This is a genomic window from Ferruginibacter paludis, assembly GCF_030409685.1.
Lineage (GTDB): Bacteria > Bacteroidota > Bacteroidia > Chitinophagales > Chitinophagaceae > Ferruginibacter > Ferruginibacter paludis.
The window spans coordinates 455363-472452 of sequence record NZ_JAUFQJ010000024.1 but is presented as its reverse complement, the minus strand read 5'-3'; the positions used below and the strand labels follow the sequence as shown (position 1 = coordinate 472452).

11 protein-coding genes are annotated in these 17090 nt (G+C 41.9%); 7 read left to right on the top strand and 4 right to left on the bottom strand.

What is annotated here, in order from left to right; all coding sequences use genetic code 11:
• Nucleotides 1-14: 14 nt before the first annotated feature.
• The 6 genes from QWZ08_RS26410 to QWZ08_RS26385 all read left to right on the top strand — a co-directional run bounded on the left by QWZ08_RS26410 (nt 15) and on the right by QWZ08_RS26385 (nt 11834).
• Nucleotides 15-3365 (top strand): DUF5107 domain-containing protein, encoded by a 3351-nt coding sequence (locus QWZ08_RS26410; RefSeq protein ID WP_290340722.1) that lies wholly within the window; start codon nt 15-17, stop codon nt 3363-3365.
• Nucleotides 3346-4686 (top strand): sugar porter family MFS transporter, encoded by a 1341-nt coding sequence (locus QWZ08_RS26405; protein WP_290340721.1) that lies wholly within the window; start codon nt 3346-3348, stop codon nt 4684-4686. Before QWZ08_RS26410 ends, QWZ08_RS26405 begins: the two co-directional genes overlap by 20 nt.
• 13 nt (nt 4687-4699) lie before the next feature.
• Complete coding sequence (locus tag QWZ08_RS26400) at nt 4700-5755, top strand: aldose epimerase family protein (RefSeq protein WP_290340720.1); 1056 nt, start codon at nt 4700-4702, stop codon at nt 5753-5755.
• Nucleotides 5756-6062: 307 nt separating this feature from the next.
• Nucleotides 6063-9434 carry a SusC/RagA family TonB-linked outer membrane protein gene (locus QWZ08_RS26395; RefSeq protein ID WP_290340719.1) on the top strand — a complete coding sequence of 1124 codons (3372 nt, stop codon included), beginning with the start codon at nt 6063-6065 and terminating at the stop codon, nt 9432-9434.
• A 27-nt stretch (nt 9435-9461) separates the two neighbouring features.
• Complete coding sequence (locus QWZ08_RS26390) at nt 9462-11138, top strand: SusD/RagB family nutrient-binding outer membrane lipoprotein (protein ID WP_290340718.1); 1677 nt, start codon at nt 9462-9464, stop codon at nt 11136-11138.
• 222 nt (nt 11139-11360) lie between these two features.
• The gene (locus tag QWZ08_RS26385) at nt 11361-11834 is read left to right on the top strand and encodes a DinB family protein (protein WP_290340717.1); all 474 of its coding nucleotides are present in this window, start codon (nt 11361-11363) and stop codon (nt 11832-11834) included.
• A 39-nt stretch (nt 11835-11873) separates the two neighbouring features.
• Here QWZ08_RS26385 and QWZ08_RS26380 read toward each other — a convergent pair whose 3' ends face one another.
• The 4 genes from QWZ08_RS26380 to QWZ08_RS26365 form a co-directional block, all read right to left on the bottom strand.
• Complete coding sequence (locus tag QWZ08_RS26380; protein WP_290340716.1) at nt 11874-12713, bottom strand: alpha/beta fold hydrolase; 840 nt, start codon at nt 12711-12713, stop codon at nt 11874-11876.
• A gap of 67 nt (nt 12714-12780) precedes the next feature.
• Entirely contained in the window at nt 12781-14499 is a 1719-nt protein-coding gene (locus QWZ08_RS26375) for a hypothetical protein (RefSeq protein WP_290340715.1), read from the bottom strand.
• Between the two features lie 29 nt (nt 14500-14528).
• Nucleotides 14529-15236, bottom strand: a complete 708-nt coding sequence (locus QWZ08_RS26370; protein WP_290340714.1) for a hypothetical protein — start codon at nt 15234-15236, stop codon at nt 14529-14531.
• A 129-nt stretch (nt 15237-15365) separates the two neighbouring features.
• Nucleotides 15366-16028 carry a DinB family protein gene (locus tag QWZ08_RS26365; RefSeq protein WP_290340713.1) on the bottom strand — a complete coding sequence of 221 codons (663 nt, stop codon included), beginning with the start codon at nt 16026-16028 and terminating at the stop codon, nt 15366-15368.
• A 211-nt stretch (nt 16029-16239) separates the two neighbouring features.
• On the opposite strand from QWZ08_RS26365, the gene QWZ08_RS26360 reads away from it, so the two are divergent.
• Nucleotides 16240-17004: an AraC family transcriptional regulator gene (locus QWZ08_RS26360; RefSeq protein ID WP_290340712.1), complete on the top strand. Its 765-nt coding sequence runs from the start codon at nt 16240-16242 to the stop codon at nt 17002-17004.
• Nucleotides 17005-17090 lie beyond the last annotated feature (86 nt).

Sequence of the window (17090 nt, the reverse complement as noted above, 5' to 3'; positions counted from 1 at the left end):
AAATGTACTTCTATATGCATGCTGACGTACAAGCCTGGCAAGAAAAAGTGGTCATCCCGACCTACCCGGTTGGGGCACCTGAAAAAAATCCAATGTTTTTAGAGAAGCGTGTTTACCAAGGCAGCAGCGGTGTAGTATATCCCCATCCCATCATCGAAAAAATATCCGATCAAAAAATTGATGCAACATACAACGCGGTATTTATTGAAAATAAGTATATCAAAATAATGATACTTCCCGAACTGGGTGGCAGGATACAAATGGCATATGATAAAATCAAACAGCGCCATTTTATTTATTACAACCAGGTAATTAAACCGGCGCTGGTGGGGCTGCTTGGTCCGTGGATATCCGGCGGTATTGAATTCAACTGGCCGCAACATCACCGGCCATCTACATTTGAACCGGTTGATTGTACCATTACCACCAATGCTGACGGCAGCAAGACGGTTTGGATAAATGAAGTGGAGAGAATGTTTCGTACCAAAGGAATGGCAGCCATTACTTTGTACCCCGATAGGGCATACATTGAGATTCACGGAAAACTGTATAACAGAACGCCTTTTCCGCAAACCTTTTTATGGTGGGCCAACCCGGCAGTAAAAGTAAATGAGCATTACCAGTCTATTTTTCCGCCCGATGTTTACGCAGTGTATGATCATGGTAAAAGAGATGTTTCAACCTTTCCCATTGCAACAGGCACATACTACAAAATAGATTATTCGCCGGGTACAGATATTTCGCGGTATAAAAATATTCCAGTGCCGACTTCCTTTATGGCGGTAAGTTCCAAATATAATTTTATGGGCGGGTATGAGCATGACACAAAGGGTGGATTACTCCATGTGGCTGATCATCATTTAGTGCCAGGCAAAAAGCAATGGACATGGGGCAACAGTGATTTTGGTATTGCCTGGGATAGAAATTTAACAGATGAAGACGGTCCTTATATTGAATTAATGACAGGCGTATTTACAGATAACCAGCCTGATTTTTCATGGCTGCAGCCCTATGAAGAAAAAGAATTTACCCAATACTTTATGCCTTACAGCGAAGTGGCGGAGGTAAAAAATGCCAGCAAAAATGCTGCTGTCAATCTCTCATTCAATGGGCAACAAGTCGAAATAAAGTTGTATGTAACCAGCCTCTTTCCACAGCTTACAGTAGAATTGCAAAATGATGAGGATACTTTTTTCTCTGAAACCATCGCCTGTTCTCCCGAACAAATATATACTACACAACTTTATTTTAAGGGTGCGTCAGAAGACATCAAAGTAATTGTAACGGACAGCAGTTCAGGCGAAGAACTGATCAGTTATCAAAAAGACAAAGCTACTGCGCAGGATATTCCTGCCTCCGCAATGGCTGCAAAAAAACCAGCCGAAATTGATAACAATGAGCAACTTTTTTTAACAGGTCTGCACATTGAACAATACCGGCACGCCACATTTGATGCAAGAGATTATTATACCGAAGCCTTGCGCAGGGATGCAAGGGATGCCAGGTGTAACAACGCCATGGGCCTTTGGTATTTAAGAAGGGGGAAAAGCAAAACCGCCGAAAGCTATTTCAGGGCTGCGGTGGCAACATTGACAGAAAGAAATCCCAATCCTTACGATGGGGAAGTGTATTATAATTTGGGCTGCTGTTTGCAGATGCAGCAAAATTGGGCAGATGCATTTGATGCATTTTATAAAAGCGTGTGGAATGATGCCTGGCAGCATGCAGGCTATTTTAATCTTGCCCGCATAGCTGTTATTCAGCATAAGTATGCAGATGCGCTTGGTTATATCAGGCAATCACTTGTAAAAAATTACCACAGCCATTCGGTACGGCATGCAGTTGTTTTTATTTTAAGAAAACTCAACCGTAATGAAGAAGCACTAAAATTGATTGATGAGTCGCTGATGATAGATCCGTTTAATATCGGTTGCCTGTTTGAAAAAATGTTGTTACAAAAAAATAACAATAATGAAACTGAAGCGGAGAGGACGAAGGCATTAATACACGAACAGACCCATGGCTGGGTGCATAACTATATCGAGTATGCTTTTGATTATGCGCATGCAGGATTGTTTGATGAAGCGACTGAATTGCTGTTGCTGTATTGTAATTCCGCACACAATCAATACACACTGGTTTACTATTACCTGGGCTGGTTGGCATTGCAGTCGGGCAACCAAAACAAGGCACATGATTATTTAAAAAAGGCTGCTGAATCAAACCCTGCGTTTGTATTTCCAAACCGCGTAGAAGATGTAACTGTTTTGCAAGCTGCAGTCGCAATCAATCCAGCAGATGCCAATGCGTTGTATTACCTGGGCAATTACTGGTACGATAAACGCCAGTACGGGGATGCCATTGCTTGCTGGGAAAAATCTGCGCTTATCCAAAACACTTTCCCTACGGTACACCGCAATCTTGCACTCGCTTATTTTAATAAGGAAAGCGATAAAGACAAGGCGCTGGCCGCTATGGAACTGGCTTTTAGCCTGGATGAAAGCGATGCCCGTGTGCTGATGGAACTGGATCAGTTGTACAAGGCATTGAATAAACCTTTAGAAGAAAGATTGACTTTGCTTGAAAAATATTTGCCGCTGGTTTGCAGCAGGGAAGATCTTTACCTGGAGCGAATTACCATTTGTAATCAACTTGGTCAGCATGAAAAAGCGAAAGAGCTAATCGGCCATTTTAAATTTCATCCCTGGGAAGGCGGTGAAGGGAAAGTCATCAGCCAATATTTGTGTTGTTACCTGGAGCTCACTAAAATGGCTATCGCCGCAAGTAGGTATAATGATGCATTGGAATTGTTGAGTTCGCTTGAACAGTATCCAATCAATTTAGGGGAAGGAAAATTGCCTGGCACACAGGAAAATGATATTGATTACTGGAAAGGAGTGGTGTATGATTGCCTGGATAAAAAGGAGCTGGCCCTTCACTTTTTTAAGAAGGCAACCCGGGGTATCAGTGAACCGGTGCAGGCTATCTTTTACAATGATCCGCAGCCGGATAAAATTTTTTACCAGGGGCTGGCCTGGATTAAACTCGGTGAATATGATAAGGCAAATGAAATATTTAACCGGCTGATCAACTTTGGAAAACTACATATGCAGGATGAAATCAGTATTGATTATTTTGCTGTGTCACTGCCAGACTTGCTGGTTTTTGATGCGGATTTAAACCTGCTGAATAAAATACATTGTCTTTACCTGGCGGGTTTGGGCAGCCTGGGTTCGGGAAAAGAAAGTGCTGAAACGGCTGCTAACTATTTTAATGAAGTACTGGCACTTAACAAAAGTCACCAGGGCGCATTGATTCACAAAAAAATGATCTCAAAACTATACGATGCAAAACTTGCCGGTTAAATTTAACAACACTTACATTCTTCGGATATCCTTTATTTCGGCCCTGGGTGGTTACCTTTTTGGGTTTGATTTTGCCGTAATTTCAGGCGCCCTGCCTTTTCTCCAAAAGCAGTTTAACCTGGATGCTTACTGGGAAGGTTTCGCAACGGGCAGCCTTGCCTTAGGTGCTATTGTTGGTTGTTTAATTGCCGCTGAAGTTGCAGAGAAAAAAGGTCGAAGAAAAGGATTGCTGGTAGCCGCTGCTATCTTTGCCGTATCCTCTCTGGCAATGGCCTTTGCTGCATCACGCAATATTTTTATAGCCTCCAGGTTTGCTGCCGGTATTGGTGTGGGCATGGCTTCTATGTTATCACCTATGTATATTTCAGAAGTGGCGCCGGCCCATTTAAGAGGCCGCATGGTAGCATTGAACCAGCTGACGATTGTAATAGGAATTTTAATTACCAACCTCGTCAATTATTCTTTTGCAAGCCACGGCGATGATGCGTGGAGATGGATGTTTGGACTGGGCGTTATCCCATCTGCCCTGTTTTTTTTGGGAAGCCTGGGTCTACCTGAAAGTCCGCGGTGGTTGATCAAAGTGGGTAAAAAAGAAGCGGCGCTTACCATATTGAACAGGTTTGGCGGAGCAGCATTTGCCAACCAATCTATGATTGAAATAGAAAACACATTGCATGATACAACACAAAAAACATCCTACAGTGAGCTGTTTTCAAAAGCAATATTTCCCGCCATATTGATTGGCATCGGGCTGGCCGTTTTTCAGCAACTGTCGGGTATTAATACCGTGTTTAATTATGCACCCAAAATTTTTGAAAGTATCGGCGCTTCGCAGGATGACCAGTTATTGCAGACTGTTTTTATAGGAAGTGTAAATTTATGTTTTACCATTGCCGCCATGTTACTGGTTGATAAAATAGGACGAAAGCCATTGATGCTGATTGGCTTTGGCGGGCTGGCGGTGCTCTATTTAATTATTGTACAATTACTGGCAGCTGCATCTCCTGTTGTGTCTTATTATTTGCTCGCTGCTATTGGCGTGTATGCCATGTCACTGGCACCTGTTACCTGGGTATTGATCTCCGAAATATTTCCCAACAAAGTGAGGGGCAAAGCAACTTCAGTAGCAGTAATGTGTTTGTGGGCAGCTTATTTTATACTCGTATTTTCTTTCCCGGTTTTATTTGAAAAATTTAAAGATGCCACATTCTATTTTTATGCAGCTGTTTGTTTACTGGGATTTTTATTTGTGCTGTTTAAAGTAAAAGAAACCAAGGGACAAACACTGGAAGAGCTGGAAACAACAATGAATTTTCACTGAACATAACCGAACAATGGCTAAACCAATTATCACCAATACACCAGCTGAAAACCTCATCAACGGACAGGAAGTATTTTCATTTGTGGTAAGCAATGATTCGCTGGAAGTAAGTTTTACAAATTACGGTTGTACGATTATGAGCATTCTTGCGCCGGACAAAAATGGGCATAAAAAAAATATGGTAAGCGGGTTTGCCAGGCCGGCAGATTACCTTAATCCACATCCTTATTTTGGTTGTGTTGTCGGCCGGTTCGCCAATAGGATAGCATTGGGGAAGTTTACACTGAATGGTAAGCAATACCAATTGCCTGTAAACAATGGCTCCAATCATTTGCACGGCGGCATAGTTGGTTTTAATAAAAAAGTATGGTCTGTCAAACAGATTATCAGTAGTGAAGATGCGGCTGGTGTTGCATTTACCTATACAAGTGCGGACATGGAAGAAGGCTATCCAGGCACCATGGAGGTTACAGTAACCTACTTGCTTAATGCCAACAACGAATTGATTTTGCAATACGAAGCAACCTGCGATCAGCCGACCATTATTAATTTAACCAATCATTCTTACTTTAATTTATCAGGCTTTAGCGATGACACTATTGATGAACACCTCCTTAAAATTAATGCGGGGAATTATACAAAAAAGAATGAGCACAATGTCCCTTCCGGAGAAATAGCACCAGTTGAAAATACGCCACTTGATTTTCGCGGGTACAAAAGAATCGGACAAAATATAAATGAATTGATTACCGACAAAGGCTATGATCACAACTTTGTGTTGCAGAATTCAACAGGGGCAATTTCATTAGTTGCGGAATTACAGGAGCCTGTTTCGGGCAGGTTGTTACAGGTGTTAACCAATCAGCCGGGCATACAGGTTTACACAGCTAACTGGTGGGATGGTTCCATCACAGGCGTCCAGGGTGTGCCTTACAGGCAACATGGTGCTGTCGCACTGGAAACGCAAAACTTTCCGGATGCTCCCAATCATTCTAATTTTCCAAATGCTATACTATCTCCCGGAGAAGTGTATAACACAACAACCATCTACCGCTTTTCGGCCATGTAAAATATATTTCCACCATCTTCTGTTTATCTTATTGCCAGTAACTTTTCATCCTCTTTGACAGGATTACATCAATCACTTTTCCTGCAATAATATGTTGTGCTGCAGCGGACGTTTTTTTACGCAAACCTTTGCGTAATTTATTAGCTTCAGTTATCGTAAAATAGTCCATTAAAAAGACGATTTACTCCATTTGTGACGAACCATATTAGCTTTTCCTTTGTATAGATGTAACTAATTGTTATCCCTCTGCCCTGTAACTAACTGTTCTCTTTAAGCTTGAATTTCTTTTAAAACTAAAACAATTGCTATGACGAAAAATCAAAAATGGTTGTTACTCTTTTTGTTTACTCTTGCTTTTGGCAACCTTACTTTGTTTGCCCAGGTAAAACGAACAGTAACAGGTGATGTTAAAGACAGCAAGGGGGCCGCCGTTCCAGCTGCAACGGTAAATGTAAAAGGCACCCGCCAGTCGGTAGTAACCGATGAAAACGGACATTATTCCATCAGCGTAGACAAACCAAATGCAACACTGGTAATCAGTTCTCAGGGCTTTACCACCAAAGAACTGAATACGCAAAATGCCAGCCAGCTGAACGTAACGCTTGACATTGCAACCGGCGACCTCAACGAAGTGGTCGTTACCGCCCTCGGTATAACCAAACAAAAACGGGAACTGGGTTACTCTGTAACCAACATCAAAGGATCTGAACTTGCCAAAACAAATGAAGTCAATCCCATCAACGCATTGCAGGGCCGCGTGGCCGGTGTGCAGATCGACCAGGGTGCAGGTGGCTTGTTTGGAAATACAAAAATCATCATCCGCGGTAACTCAACCCTGGGAAAAAATAACCAACCCATATTTGTTATAGATGGCGTTATCATGGACAATGATATTTTCGCTGGTGAAGGCCGTGACTTTGGTAACGATCTGAAGAACCTGAACATGGAAGATTTTGAAACCGTATCGGTATTGAAAGGTTCTGCTGCTGCAGCTTTGTATGGAACAAGAGCCATCAATGGCGTGGTACTGATCACTACAAAAAAAGGTAGTCAACGGAAGGGGATTGGTGTAAGTGTTAATCAGACCCTCAACCTCTCTCAGCCATACAAAGGGCCGGATTTCCAGAATGAATTTGGCGGCGGTAGTGTAGGCGCTTTTTTTACAGATAACAGGGATCCTAATTATACCGCTGATCAAAACTGGACTACCAAGGTATTTCCGATCGATCCAGCTACCAATCAACCTTATATCGATCGCCAGATTCAAAGAGAAGGCGAAAACTGGGGTCCGAGAATGCTGGGCCAGGACGTAAGAAACTATGATGGCACCATGACCAAATACCTGCCACATCCCAATAACTATCTGGATGCATATCAGAACGGTGGTGGTACCAATACCAACGTAGCACTGGATGCTGCAACCGATCGTTCTACCTTTCGGTTTTCTTATAATTACAATGATGCCCGCGGTATTTACCTGAATAACACTTTAAAAAAGAACTCGTTTGATTTAAGGGTAACGCATAAAATTACCAACCGGTTAAACATTGATATCAGCACAGCCTATACCGATTTTGCCGGAAAAAACCCACCCCGCTTAGGCGGTCTTGACGCCTTCGGTTCTTACAATATAGGCCACATGTATACCTGGGTGCTTCCAAGAAACTACGATACCAAATACTGGATGCAGCCTGATAAATATACCAGCATACTGGGTGGCACTCCCGACCCTACGAACAATGCCGAACCTAATAAAGCACCTGAATCAAGATTCTGGTTTAATTTATACAACGATAATTATTTTCAGAACGAACAAATGTTGCGCAGCCGGATCGCTTTAACAGCGGATGTAACCAGCTGGGCTAAACTGGTACTGGAAGGAAATATCAATAATATCTACCGCAAATCAGAAAATAAAGAACTGGGAGAATTGCCCAATTTTGCAGGCGGTTCTTATTCGCAGGGCTTTAATACCAAGGAATCCAAATTTTTAAAAGCGATGCTGATGATGAATAAAGAGATCAATAAAGACCTCTCTATCTCAGGTTATATCGGTGCCGAATCGCAGGATTATAAAACAACGTATTCCACTGCAACAACAAGCGGCGGTTTAAATTATCCCGGCAATTTCTTTATCACGAATTCTGTAAACCCGCCTACTGTTAACGGCGGTATTCTTAACAGGAGAAAATTAAATTCTGTATATGCAAGTGCTGATATCGCTTATAAAAATCAGCTCTTTTTACAGGGAACATTCAGGGGCGACTGGTCTTCTGCGTTAACCTATTCAGATGGTACAGGAAACAATTTTTATAAATACCCGGCCGTAAGTGCTTCATGGATATTTACAGAAACTTTTAAATTACCAGACTGGTTTTCTTTTGGTAAATTAAGAGCCAACGTAGCGGCATTGGGTGGTGATACCGATCCTTTTTCACTGAATGGCGGCTTCGCTCTAAATGGCTTCAGCAATTCCAACGGTGTAACTGTGCCTACTTCTACTTACTCATCCAGCAGGGTATTACAGCCAAATATACTTCCTGTTAGAAAGATCTCTAAAGAGATTGGTGTGGATCTTCGCTTCCTGAAAAGTCGTATCGGTCTGGATGTTAGTTTTTACCAGGATAACACCAAAAATCAAATCCTGGATATAACTGCCCCGGTTGAAACTGGAGTAAGTTCTATCCTGATCAATGCTGGTAATATTCAAAACAAGGGTATTGAAATTGCAATTGATGCAACGCCTGTAAGTACTAAAAATTTCTCCTGGACTACTACGTTGAATTATTCAAGAAACCGCAACCTGATTGTGTCTCTGTATCCTGGAAGAAGTGAATACAATCTTGGTGCAGACATTGCAGAAATAAGTACCTGGGCAGTGGTAGGAAAATCATACGGCACATTGAGATCACAGATTAATTCTATTCCATCTTCTGTACCCGGTCAGCCTATTTTAAGATGGAGAGGTGATGCACGTGCAGCCTTTCCACAGAGAAGTAACTACTGGCAGGATGTGGGTGATATCAATGCTAAATTCCGTACCGGTTGGGACAATACCTTCCGTTATAAAAACTTTACTTTAAATGTATTGCTGGATGCAAAAATAGGCGGCGACTTTGTACTGGCCAGTTACAGGTTTGGTACGCATACCGGCGTTTTTCCGAATACCTTGTTTGGGAGAGATGCTGCTCACGGCGGCATTACCTGGACCAGCAAATATGATGGCATTACTTACGACGATGGCATTATTGTTAAAGGTGTGTTTGATAAAGGACAAACCATTACACAGGCCGACGGCAGCAGTGTGGATGTAGGTGGAATGACCTTTGAAGAAGCTTACAACAAAGGTTTTGTAGAGCCTACCCATTTGCCCCAGTTCGGCTACAGGTATGGTTCTGCTTCTACCGGTGTGTCTGATTACTGGGTAGTTAAAAGTTCCTGGATATCGCTTCGCCAGGTTGCTTTGAGTTATGCTTTTACAGAAAAAGTGTTTAAAAAATTAAGGTTAAAAGGCATGAGCATGAGCCTTGCCGGCAGAGATTTGTTGTACCTGTACAACACACTGCCGTATAACTTTAACCCGGCTTCCAATAACTCAAACAATACGGCCTACTCCGGCGAAAATGGATTTCTTCCTATGACAAGAAACCTTGTTTTCTCACTAAGGGCCAACTTTTAATTAAAAGGAAAAATTTAAAATAATTATATGAAAAATTATAAATTAAGATTCAACCTTTTGGCGGCAACGGTGGGCGTATTGCTGCTGTGTGCCGGTTGTACAAAAGATTTTGGAACGATTAATACCAACCCGTCAAATGTAACAACGCCCGATCCTAAATTTCTTTTTACTTATGCTGAAGATCAGCTGGCGGTGAATGGTACAGAATGGGTTTGGGAAAGCTTTGAACAGCTGTTCCGTTTTACGCAGCATTTTACTTCCAGCCCGTACGAAATAACTTCCAATGCCAACAGCAGGTACAATGTTTTTTACTCACAGGTATTGCCTAATTTATTTGAAATAAGAAGGCAGATCAGTTTAAAAGCAGATTCGGCAGACTATGCAAAAATGGGCGCTACAACTTATATTCTGCAGGTAATGCAGGGCATAAAAGTGACAGATTTAAATGGTTCTATTCCGTATTCTGAAGCAATCAAAGGCCGCTACGAAGGCGTGTTTAATCCTGTATTTGATACACAGGAAACCTTGTTTGCAACTTTTTTAAGTCAGCTAAACACAGCAATTACAACATTGTCTGCGCCCAGCACGGCAACAACAAAAACTTTCGGTACGTCGGATGTATATTATAAAGGCGACTGGAACAAATGGATAAAACTGGCCAATACATTAAAGCTGCGCATTGCAGCCCGTTACGAGAACCAGGATAAAACGAAAACAGCCGCCATTGCAGCTGAAGTAATGGCCAATGCGATTGGCCCGATACAAAGCGTGGATGATAACCTTACTTATGTAAACGTTAATTATGATGCAGCCGGCGGCGCCATCAATTACCGCGATATCAAGTATGGCGGTATTGCCATTGTTGATTTTATGAAGAAGGTAAATGACCCAAGAATAGGGGTGTATTTTAATCCCAACAGCCTGGTGGGTTCTTTTAAAGATACATTGACCAAGTATGGTAAAACACTCCCTTCTTTTATCAACATCAATGATCCGCTAATCCAGTTCCAGGGTGGCCCGATTGACTGGACAATCAATACACCGCAGAAAGCATATTTCGGCAGCAACGGTTTTGATGCAGGTGGTCTGAATAAATATTTCCTGATCTCCACCATTAACCGCCGCTTTTATGCACCCCGCTGGGATGGAAGTACTTCCGGCACCTTTACCGAACTGCTTGCCAGTGCAGGAGAGTCTTGCCTGATGATAGCAGAGTTTATCAAGAAAGGCTATATTCCCGGCGATGCTGCGGCCTGGTATAATAAAGGCATTGAAGCATCCATCAAAACTATGAATGCGATTGCCATCACGGCAGGATCAACAACGGCTTACTCCGGTAGTGGCGCTACAGAAATCGCTGCCTATCAAAACAACTCCAATATTGTTTTAAACGGAACAAATGACCTGGAGCGGATCTACATACAACAGCATCTTAACCTGATTCGTCAGCCAAATGAAGCCTATGTTTTTGACCGCAGAACAGGCTATCCAAAAACAGGTTCTGCGTATTATCCAAGGGAGCCATTTGGAGAAAAAATCCCCCGCCGTTTCTGGATCAATGATCCGGGAGAAGTGAATCGTGTTAACTGGAGCGCCGCCTATACAGCACAAGGATTTACACCCAATGTAATTGATGTATTAACCTTGTCGAATGAGCGGGTATGGTACGACAAGCCGGCTCCTGAATTTGGACGGGGGCAATAAATTTTTTCATTACAGGTTGGCTTTTTCCTTCAATAAAAGCGCAATTGGTTTTGGTTATACAAAAGAAAAGAGCAGACGAAAGTCTGCTTCTTTTTTGCATATACCTGGCTATAATAAACGGAACGGTTCCGCCATTTTATTTTTAATTTTACTTGTAAAAATAGCAATACCGCCAGGTACTGGCTGATGAAAAATTCACTCACTTTAATTTGATCGTTGTTTATGCATATGAAAGACTATTTACTGGAAACGTTTAGATACAATGATGTAACCAACAAAAAAATGCTTGCGAAAATAATGGAGCTGACCGATAAAGACGAAAGCATAAAACTCTTCAGTCACCTTATCAATTCACAATATAAATGGATGGCCAGGATAATACAGGATGCGAAGGCACCCGGTTTGTCCTGGTGGGATCCGGTGTATAACCTGGCTGAGCTTAAAGAACAATGGAGCAAGAGTCTGCAGCTTTGGGTGGATTACGTTTCCGTAAAAACAGAGGCAGAGCTGGGAACCGAAGTTGAGTTTGTTGGCTTTGATGGCGGCCGCTGGGCTGCAACGCCACTGGATATTGCATTGCAATTGAATTACCATTCTATTCATCACCGGGCACAAATTCAAACCATCATCCGCCAGCACGGACTGGAGCCGGATTTTGTAGATTATATCGGAACACAATACAGGAAGATCAATTGAGACATTTTATCTAAATCCCGATTTAAATAAAATGCTCTGCTAATAATGGTGTTGTTGTAAAAATTGTATCACTGCTTTCGAAAATTCACTGGTGGCCGACGCATGGTTATGATCACCCGGTACGGTTGCCAGTGTGCTGTTGGGCAGCAGTTTTGCCAGTTCGCCAGCTGAACCATTGTCTGCATCTTCGCTGCCGCTGATCACCAGTACGGGTTGTTTTACTTTATGCAATACCTCTTTAGGTGTAGATGGTTGTGAACGTTGCAGATACGCTAACGCCAGCTGATCCAGTTTTTGCTGTTGTACATAGCCTACCATTGCTTTTAATTCCGGGATGGAATCCCCCATTAACGCCCGGTAAAACATAATTCGTCTTGGCCATAGCGGATTGGTGAAGTCGGTTCCCATCCCACCCATTACAGCCGCCTGTACGTTCTTCCCCAGCACCAGCAGTCGGGCAGTTATAATTGAACCTCTTGAGTAACCTACCACGCCATATTTATTAATCTTCAGCAAGCTCATCAGTTGCATTATGTCTTTCGCTTCGGCGTCATTATCATACGCAGTAGAATCGTGCGGCTTACCTGATTTACCATTTCCACGCATATCGGGTACAATTACCTTGTAGCCTGCTTTCAGCAAACCGGTATACAGTGCAGCCCTTTTCCAGGAAGTGCCATTTACAATAAAACCGTGCAATAACAAAACAGGCTTACCATTGCCCCGCACTTCATAATAAATTTTAGTGCTGTCAAATGAGGTAAGATAACCGGAATCTGTTGGAAACTGTAATGCCAGAGAATCGGTTTGTGCGGCTGCAAATTGTATTGCTAAACAACAGCCAATAAAAAACAGGAATCGCATGTACTGAATTTTCATGAAGGTATTATTAATTGCCGGCTAAATAAAAAACCTGTACAAATTAAAGCATTGAGCTTTGCCCCAGTCAATTTGCCGTCTTAGGCATATGGTCAAAAAGCAATTTTCGTAATTTCTTGTCATAGGCTTCCAGCCTTTGTTGTATGGCATTTCTTTTCACTGTTCTGTCATCAACAGGCACGCTTTGCTGTACTACATTCGACTGCACATTCGTAGGCGGATTATTTGCTGCTGTATTGGCCATTGCATTCATTGCGCTGCTTTGTGCACCAACTGCACGATAGTCCTGTTCTATTGTCCTCAGCTCTGTTTCTAATCTCTTAAAACTATCTGCTGCAATATACCGGGATGCCTTCTCCTGTGTTTCATAAAATAAGGCCCAGGCGTTGTCGATTTGCTGCTCCATGCTTACCGGGTTAATGACCGAAGCTGCGCTTTTCTTATACAGGCTGAAATTGTACAATTTCGAAAACCAGTCGTCAAAATGGGCAGTGAAATTTTCGATGGAATCTTTCACTATGGACTCAAAAATCTGCAGGTTAGTTTTTACATTCGCAGGGTCATCTGGTACAAACGGCCTGTTTTTAAAAGCGGTTACCATTTGCTGCAACATCTTTTTTTCCTGCAGGTAAATCATAATAAAATTGGAGAGTGCGTAGTTGACGGCCACCTGGCAAACATTTTTTGTTTCCACGCCATCAAATTCATCCCAGCTGTAATTGATCAGTTTATCCATTGGCGGAATTTGCAGTTGTTTATCAGTAGCATGTTTTGCTTCCTGTAATTCTTCCAGCCGCCATGGCCGGTAGTCGCCCAACAGGGTATCGTTCTTCCATTTGCTTACGGAGTACAAACTAGCTATCCCTTCATCCAGGAATGCGGGAATATCACCCAGGTCGGTGCGTACTACCAAATGAAATAACTCATGGTACATTGTGCCGAGATGCTTGGCATCGCCGATGCCAAGCAGGCTCAGGTCAGACAGGTTGGAATAACCAATATTGGGATCAGGTAATATGATGCCGTGTACCAGTTTGGCGGTTTGCCGTAATGCATTTTGATCACGCAGCATATATACCGTTAGCAGCTGATCAGGCGCCCGCAGCCCATAGTAGCTTACAAAAAAGCGATAGGCTTTTTCCAGCTGACTGGCCGCGTAGCTAACGCTATCCAGCGGGTACTTTTTCAGCGTTACAAAGACATACCTGCCACCGGTATCAATTTTATAGCGCTCATCTGTAATGCTTTTTATTTTTTTTATGGCTGCTGTTTTTTTATTAATTGCAAACAGCCGCGATTCAAGTTCAGTTGTTGACACCATATTGCTTAAGTTCATGGTTTGGTTTTGTGTAAAACAGTCATACACTTTACCCATCTTTCCACCAACACTGGCTTCTGGCAGAGATACGTTGTTGATGTAACTAAAATCCGGTGTGGCTGCAACTGTAGCAGCTTCTTCTGCCGCAGGTGCTGTACAGGTATTTATTTCTTCCTGTATAAAACTTTTTTTTGCGCCGGATAATTTAAAGTTTTTAATGATGCAGTTAAAGCAATAAGCCGATTTGTCTTTGTATCCGTCCAGGCAAAGACTCTTGGCAATAAAATAATCCACCACCGCATTTTTGCCATACACTTCTTTTCGCAACCTGGTGCAGGAGTCAAATACTTTATCATACTGGCCCGCATTCAGCAGGTTTATAAAATACTGGCGGTCTACTTTTTTCTGGGCTTGTGCTGCAGGCGGCAACGCCGCCATGCAAACAATGAATAAAATAAATAAACGCATTGTACTGAGTTTAAAAACGAAGAATATGATTATTTACCTGTGCTGTCTGTATCCATCATTAAATCATCCACCGCTTTCGAATTGATCTTACTTTTTTTGGTTTCTTTTTCCGGTGCTTTAAAAGTTTTTTGTGTTTCAGCAATATTGTAAGTATTCAGGTACAGGGGCATATCTTTTACACTGATTTCAGAGTGTGTTAAAATTGTCGTCAGCATCAGTGCGGTACCAAGTACGCCGAAAATAATACCCGGTGATGACGAGACCATCCTGAATTTTGTTTTTTCCTCCACACTACCTTCAATTTCTGTTACATCTTCCTTTAATTTGGAGATGATGAAAACGGCGCCCACAATGGCCAGGATCATACCAGTAAAAAAGCCCAGGTATTTAATGTAGATGCGTGACATCAGCAATACGCCACCCTGGTTATAACGGCGGTTGATGCTGTATTCTTCCATCTTAACCAACGAATACCATTTTAAATAATCCGCACTTTTTTTTAAGGCAGAATCGGTACTGTTGTCGTAAGGCGAAGGAATGGTCAATGTGGTTTTTTCTTCATCACCCCGGTAGGCAAACTTTTCGAAGTTGTTCAGTTTTAATGTGCCAAGTATTATAAAGGCACCAATCAAAAGGGTAGGCATAGCAATCATCCAGGGCAGCAACCGGTTTTGCCATTGTGCCAACTGTTGATTGTTTTGCAGTATTATTTTTTCTGAAGAAGAAGGGGTATCCATAAATAGTTTTATTGAGGTAGAAAATATTAATACTGATATGCGGGTGTGATGTAAGTGTAAAGTGAAGGCTCGATTCCTGAAATGCAATAGTCGATAATTCACCATTCACTATTCACCATTCACGCCAAGCTATTCTTTACTGGCCGGCGCACCCGGCAACCTTTTTCTAACCAGTGTTATCTGCCCGCGGTGATTGGCTTCGTGTTCACAAACATGAAACCATTTACAGAAATTATTGGTTGGTTTGCCACCAAAAAAAGAAGGATCAACCTGGGCAAACCACTTATCATCCCGTTTTTTAAATTCAGCCAGTGTTTTTTCTCTTACTTCCTGCAATGTGCTTAAATAATAATCCAGGTTGTTGCCTTTTATTTGTTTACGACCTTCATCTCCCAATTCCATGGCTACGCCGAACCTTTTTTGATTGCTTTCGCTGAAATCTTTCAGGTTATAAAATGTCAGGTCCTGGTATACGGTATCGGTAGCTGCAAGGTGCATCAGCATCGCACCAATCGTATTGGCTTTGGGGTCCATTAAAAAATCAAGTTCTTCTGTCTTCAGGTCTTTTGCCGCACGAACGACGGATTCTCTTATCCAGGTCATCATAGAAACCAGTATACCTATCTGCGGCGAATAGCCCTGCAACGGACCAATGATATTGGGATTTTCTCCTTCCATGGGATTACTGAAATTTTCAAAAGGAAGCATGCTGAAACCGGCGGTACCGGCGGCAAACAGTGAAGCATTGCGTAAAAAATTTCTGCGGTTGATGGGGGTTGTTTGCTGTTGCATGAAGCTGATTTTTTTGGATGATACAAGCCGTTTTGAAAATTGCTATTGAAAGTTAATCCAGATTATTTTCAGATGCAAGCTTCTTTGTTTAAATGTTTTCAGCCTTTTTGATTTTAGATAAAAACTCAGCTTCATGTTGCATCGTGCTTTAAATAGTTTGTATCTTCAAATACAGGGCATAGATTTATTCATACTGATTTAAAATTTCGGCATGCCATCATTTCAATATAAAAGAGTTGGATGTTTTGATAACACGGAATTATTTTCTTCTGAAAGTGAAAACGACTATTTCCCTTTTCATTTTCACGACTTTTTTTGTGTATCGCTCATTACAAACGGAACAGAAATATTGAAAAATACCGAACAGGAATTTATTGCCCCTGCCGGAAACATCAGCATTACGCAGGTAAATGAAGTGCATCGTAATTTCTCTTTAAGTCCTGCAGGCTACAGTTACAAAACCATCTATGTTAACCCGGAAGTATTACAACATTTTTCCAATAACAAACCGGTAATGGCTTTAGAAAGGGTGATTTACGACGTACCGCTTTTTAATAACTTACTGCATTTGTTTAATACAGAAAATACAGCTGCTCAAAAATGGGAGACTTCTTTTAAAATGCTGGCGGGTCATGCAACAGATCCGCATCCCCAAAACTCCTGGGCATCCGTTTTTTACCGGATAGACGAAATCATTGATGCTTATCCCAACAAGCCCATTGATACAGACTGGCTGGCAAAGAAATTTTGCATGAGCAAATTTCATTTTATCCGGGAATTTAAAAAAGCAAAAGGCGTTACACCTCAAACCTATATTATGCTGTACAGGCTTGGCCAGTCAAAAAAATTATTGCTGCAAAATATACCACTTACTGATATAGCCTATTCACAAGGCTTTTACGATCCCAGCCATTTTACAAACAGTTTTAAAAAGTATTTTGGCATTAGCCCCAGCCGGTTTGTTCAACCTGAATAAACAGCATTTTTAATAAACCGAACCATCTGATAAAAAAGCAATTTTATACAAGCCGGCCTGTATTATTCAATATAATATTGCAACGC

Coding starts and splice junctions, on each gene's coding strand:
- QWZ08_RS26400 (WP_290340720.1), top strand. CDS start 4,700: ATGGCTAAACCAATTATCACCAATACACCAGCTGAAAACCTCATCAAC.
- QWZ08_RS26390 (WP_290340718.1), top strand. CDS start 9,462: ATGAAAAATTATAAATTAAGATTCAACCTTTTGGCGGCAACGGTGGGC.
- QWZ08_RS26410 (WP_290340722.1), top strand. CDS start 15: ATGCATGCTGACGTACAAGCCTGGCAAGAAAAAGTGGTCATCCCGACC.
- QWZ08_RS26360 (WP_290340712.1), top strand. CDS start 16,240: ATGCCATCATTTCAATATAAAAGAGTTGGATGTTTTGATAACACGGAA.
- QWZ08_RS26375 (WP_290340715.1), bottom strand. CDS start 14,499: ATGCGTTTATTTATTTTATTCATTGTTTGCATGGCGGCGTTGCCGCCT.
- QWZ08_RS26385 (WP_290340717.1), top strand. CDS start 11,361: ATGCATATGAAAGACTATTTACTGGAAACGTTTAGATACAATGATGTA.
- QWZ08_RS26395 (WP_290340719.1), top strand. CDS start 6,063: ATGACGAAAAATCAAAAATGGTTGTTACTCTTTTTGTTTACTCTTGCT.
- QWZ08_RS26380 (WP_290340716.1), bottom strand. CDS start 12,713: ATGAAAATTCAGTACATGCGATTCCTGTTTTTTATTGGCTGTTGTTTA.
- QWZ08_RS26405 (WP_290340721.1), top strand. CDS start 3,346: ATGCAAAACTTGCCGGTTAAATTTAACAACACTTACATTCTTCGGATA.
- QWZ08_RS26365 (WP_290340713.1), bottom strand. CDS start 16,028: ATGCAACAGCAAACAACCCCCATCAACCGCAGAAATTTTTTACGCAAT.
- QWZ08_RS26370 (WP_290340714.1), bottom strand. CDS start 15,236: ATGGATACCCCTTCTTCTTCAGAAAAAATAATACTGCAAAACAATCAA.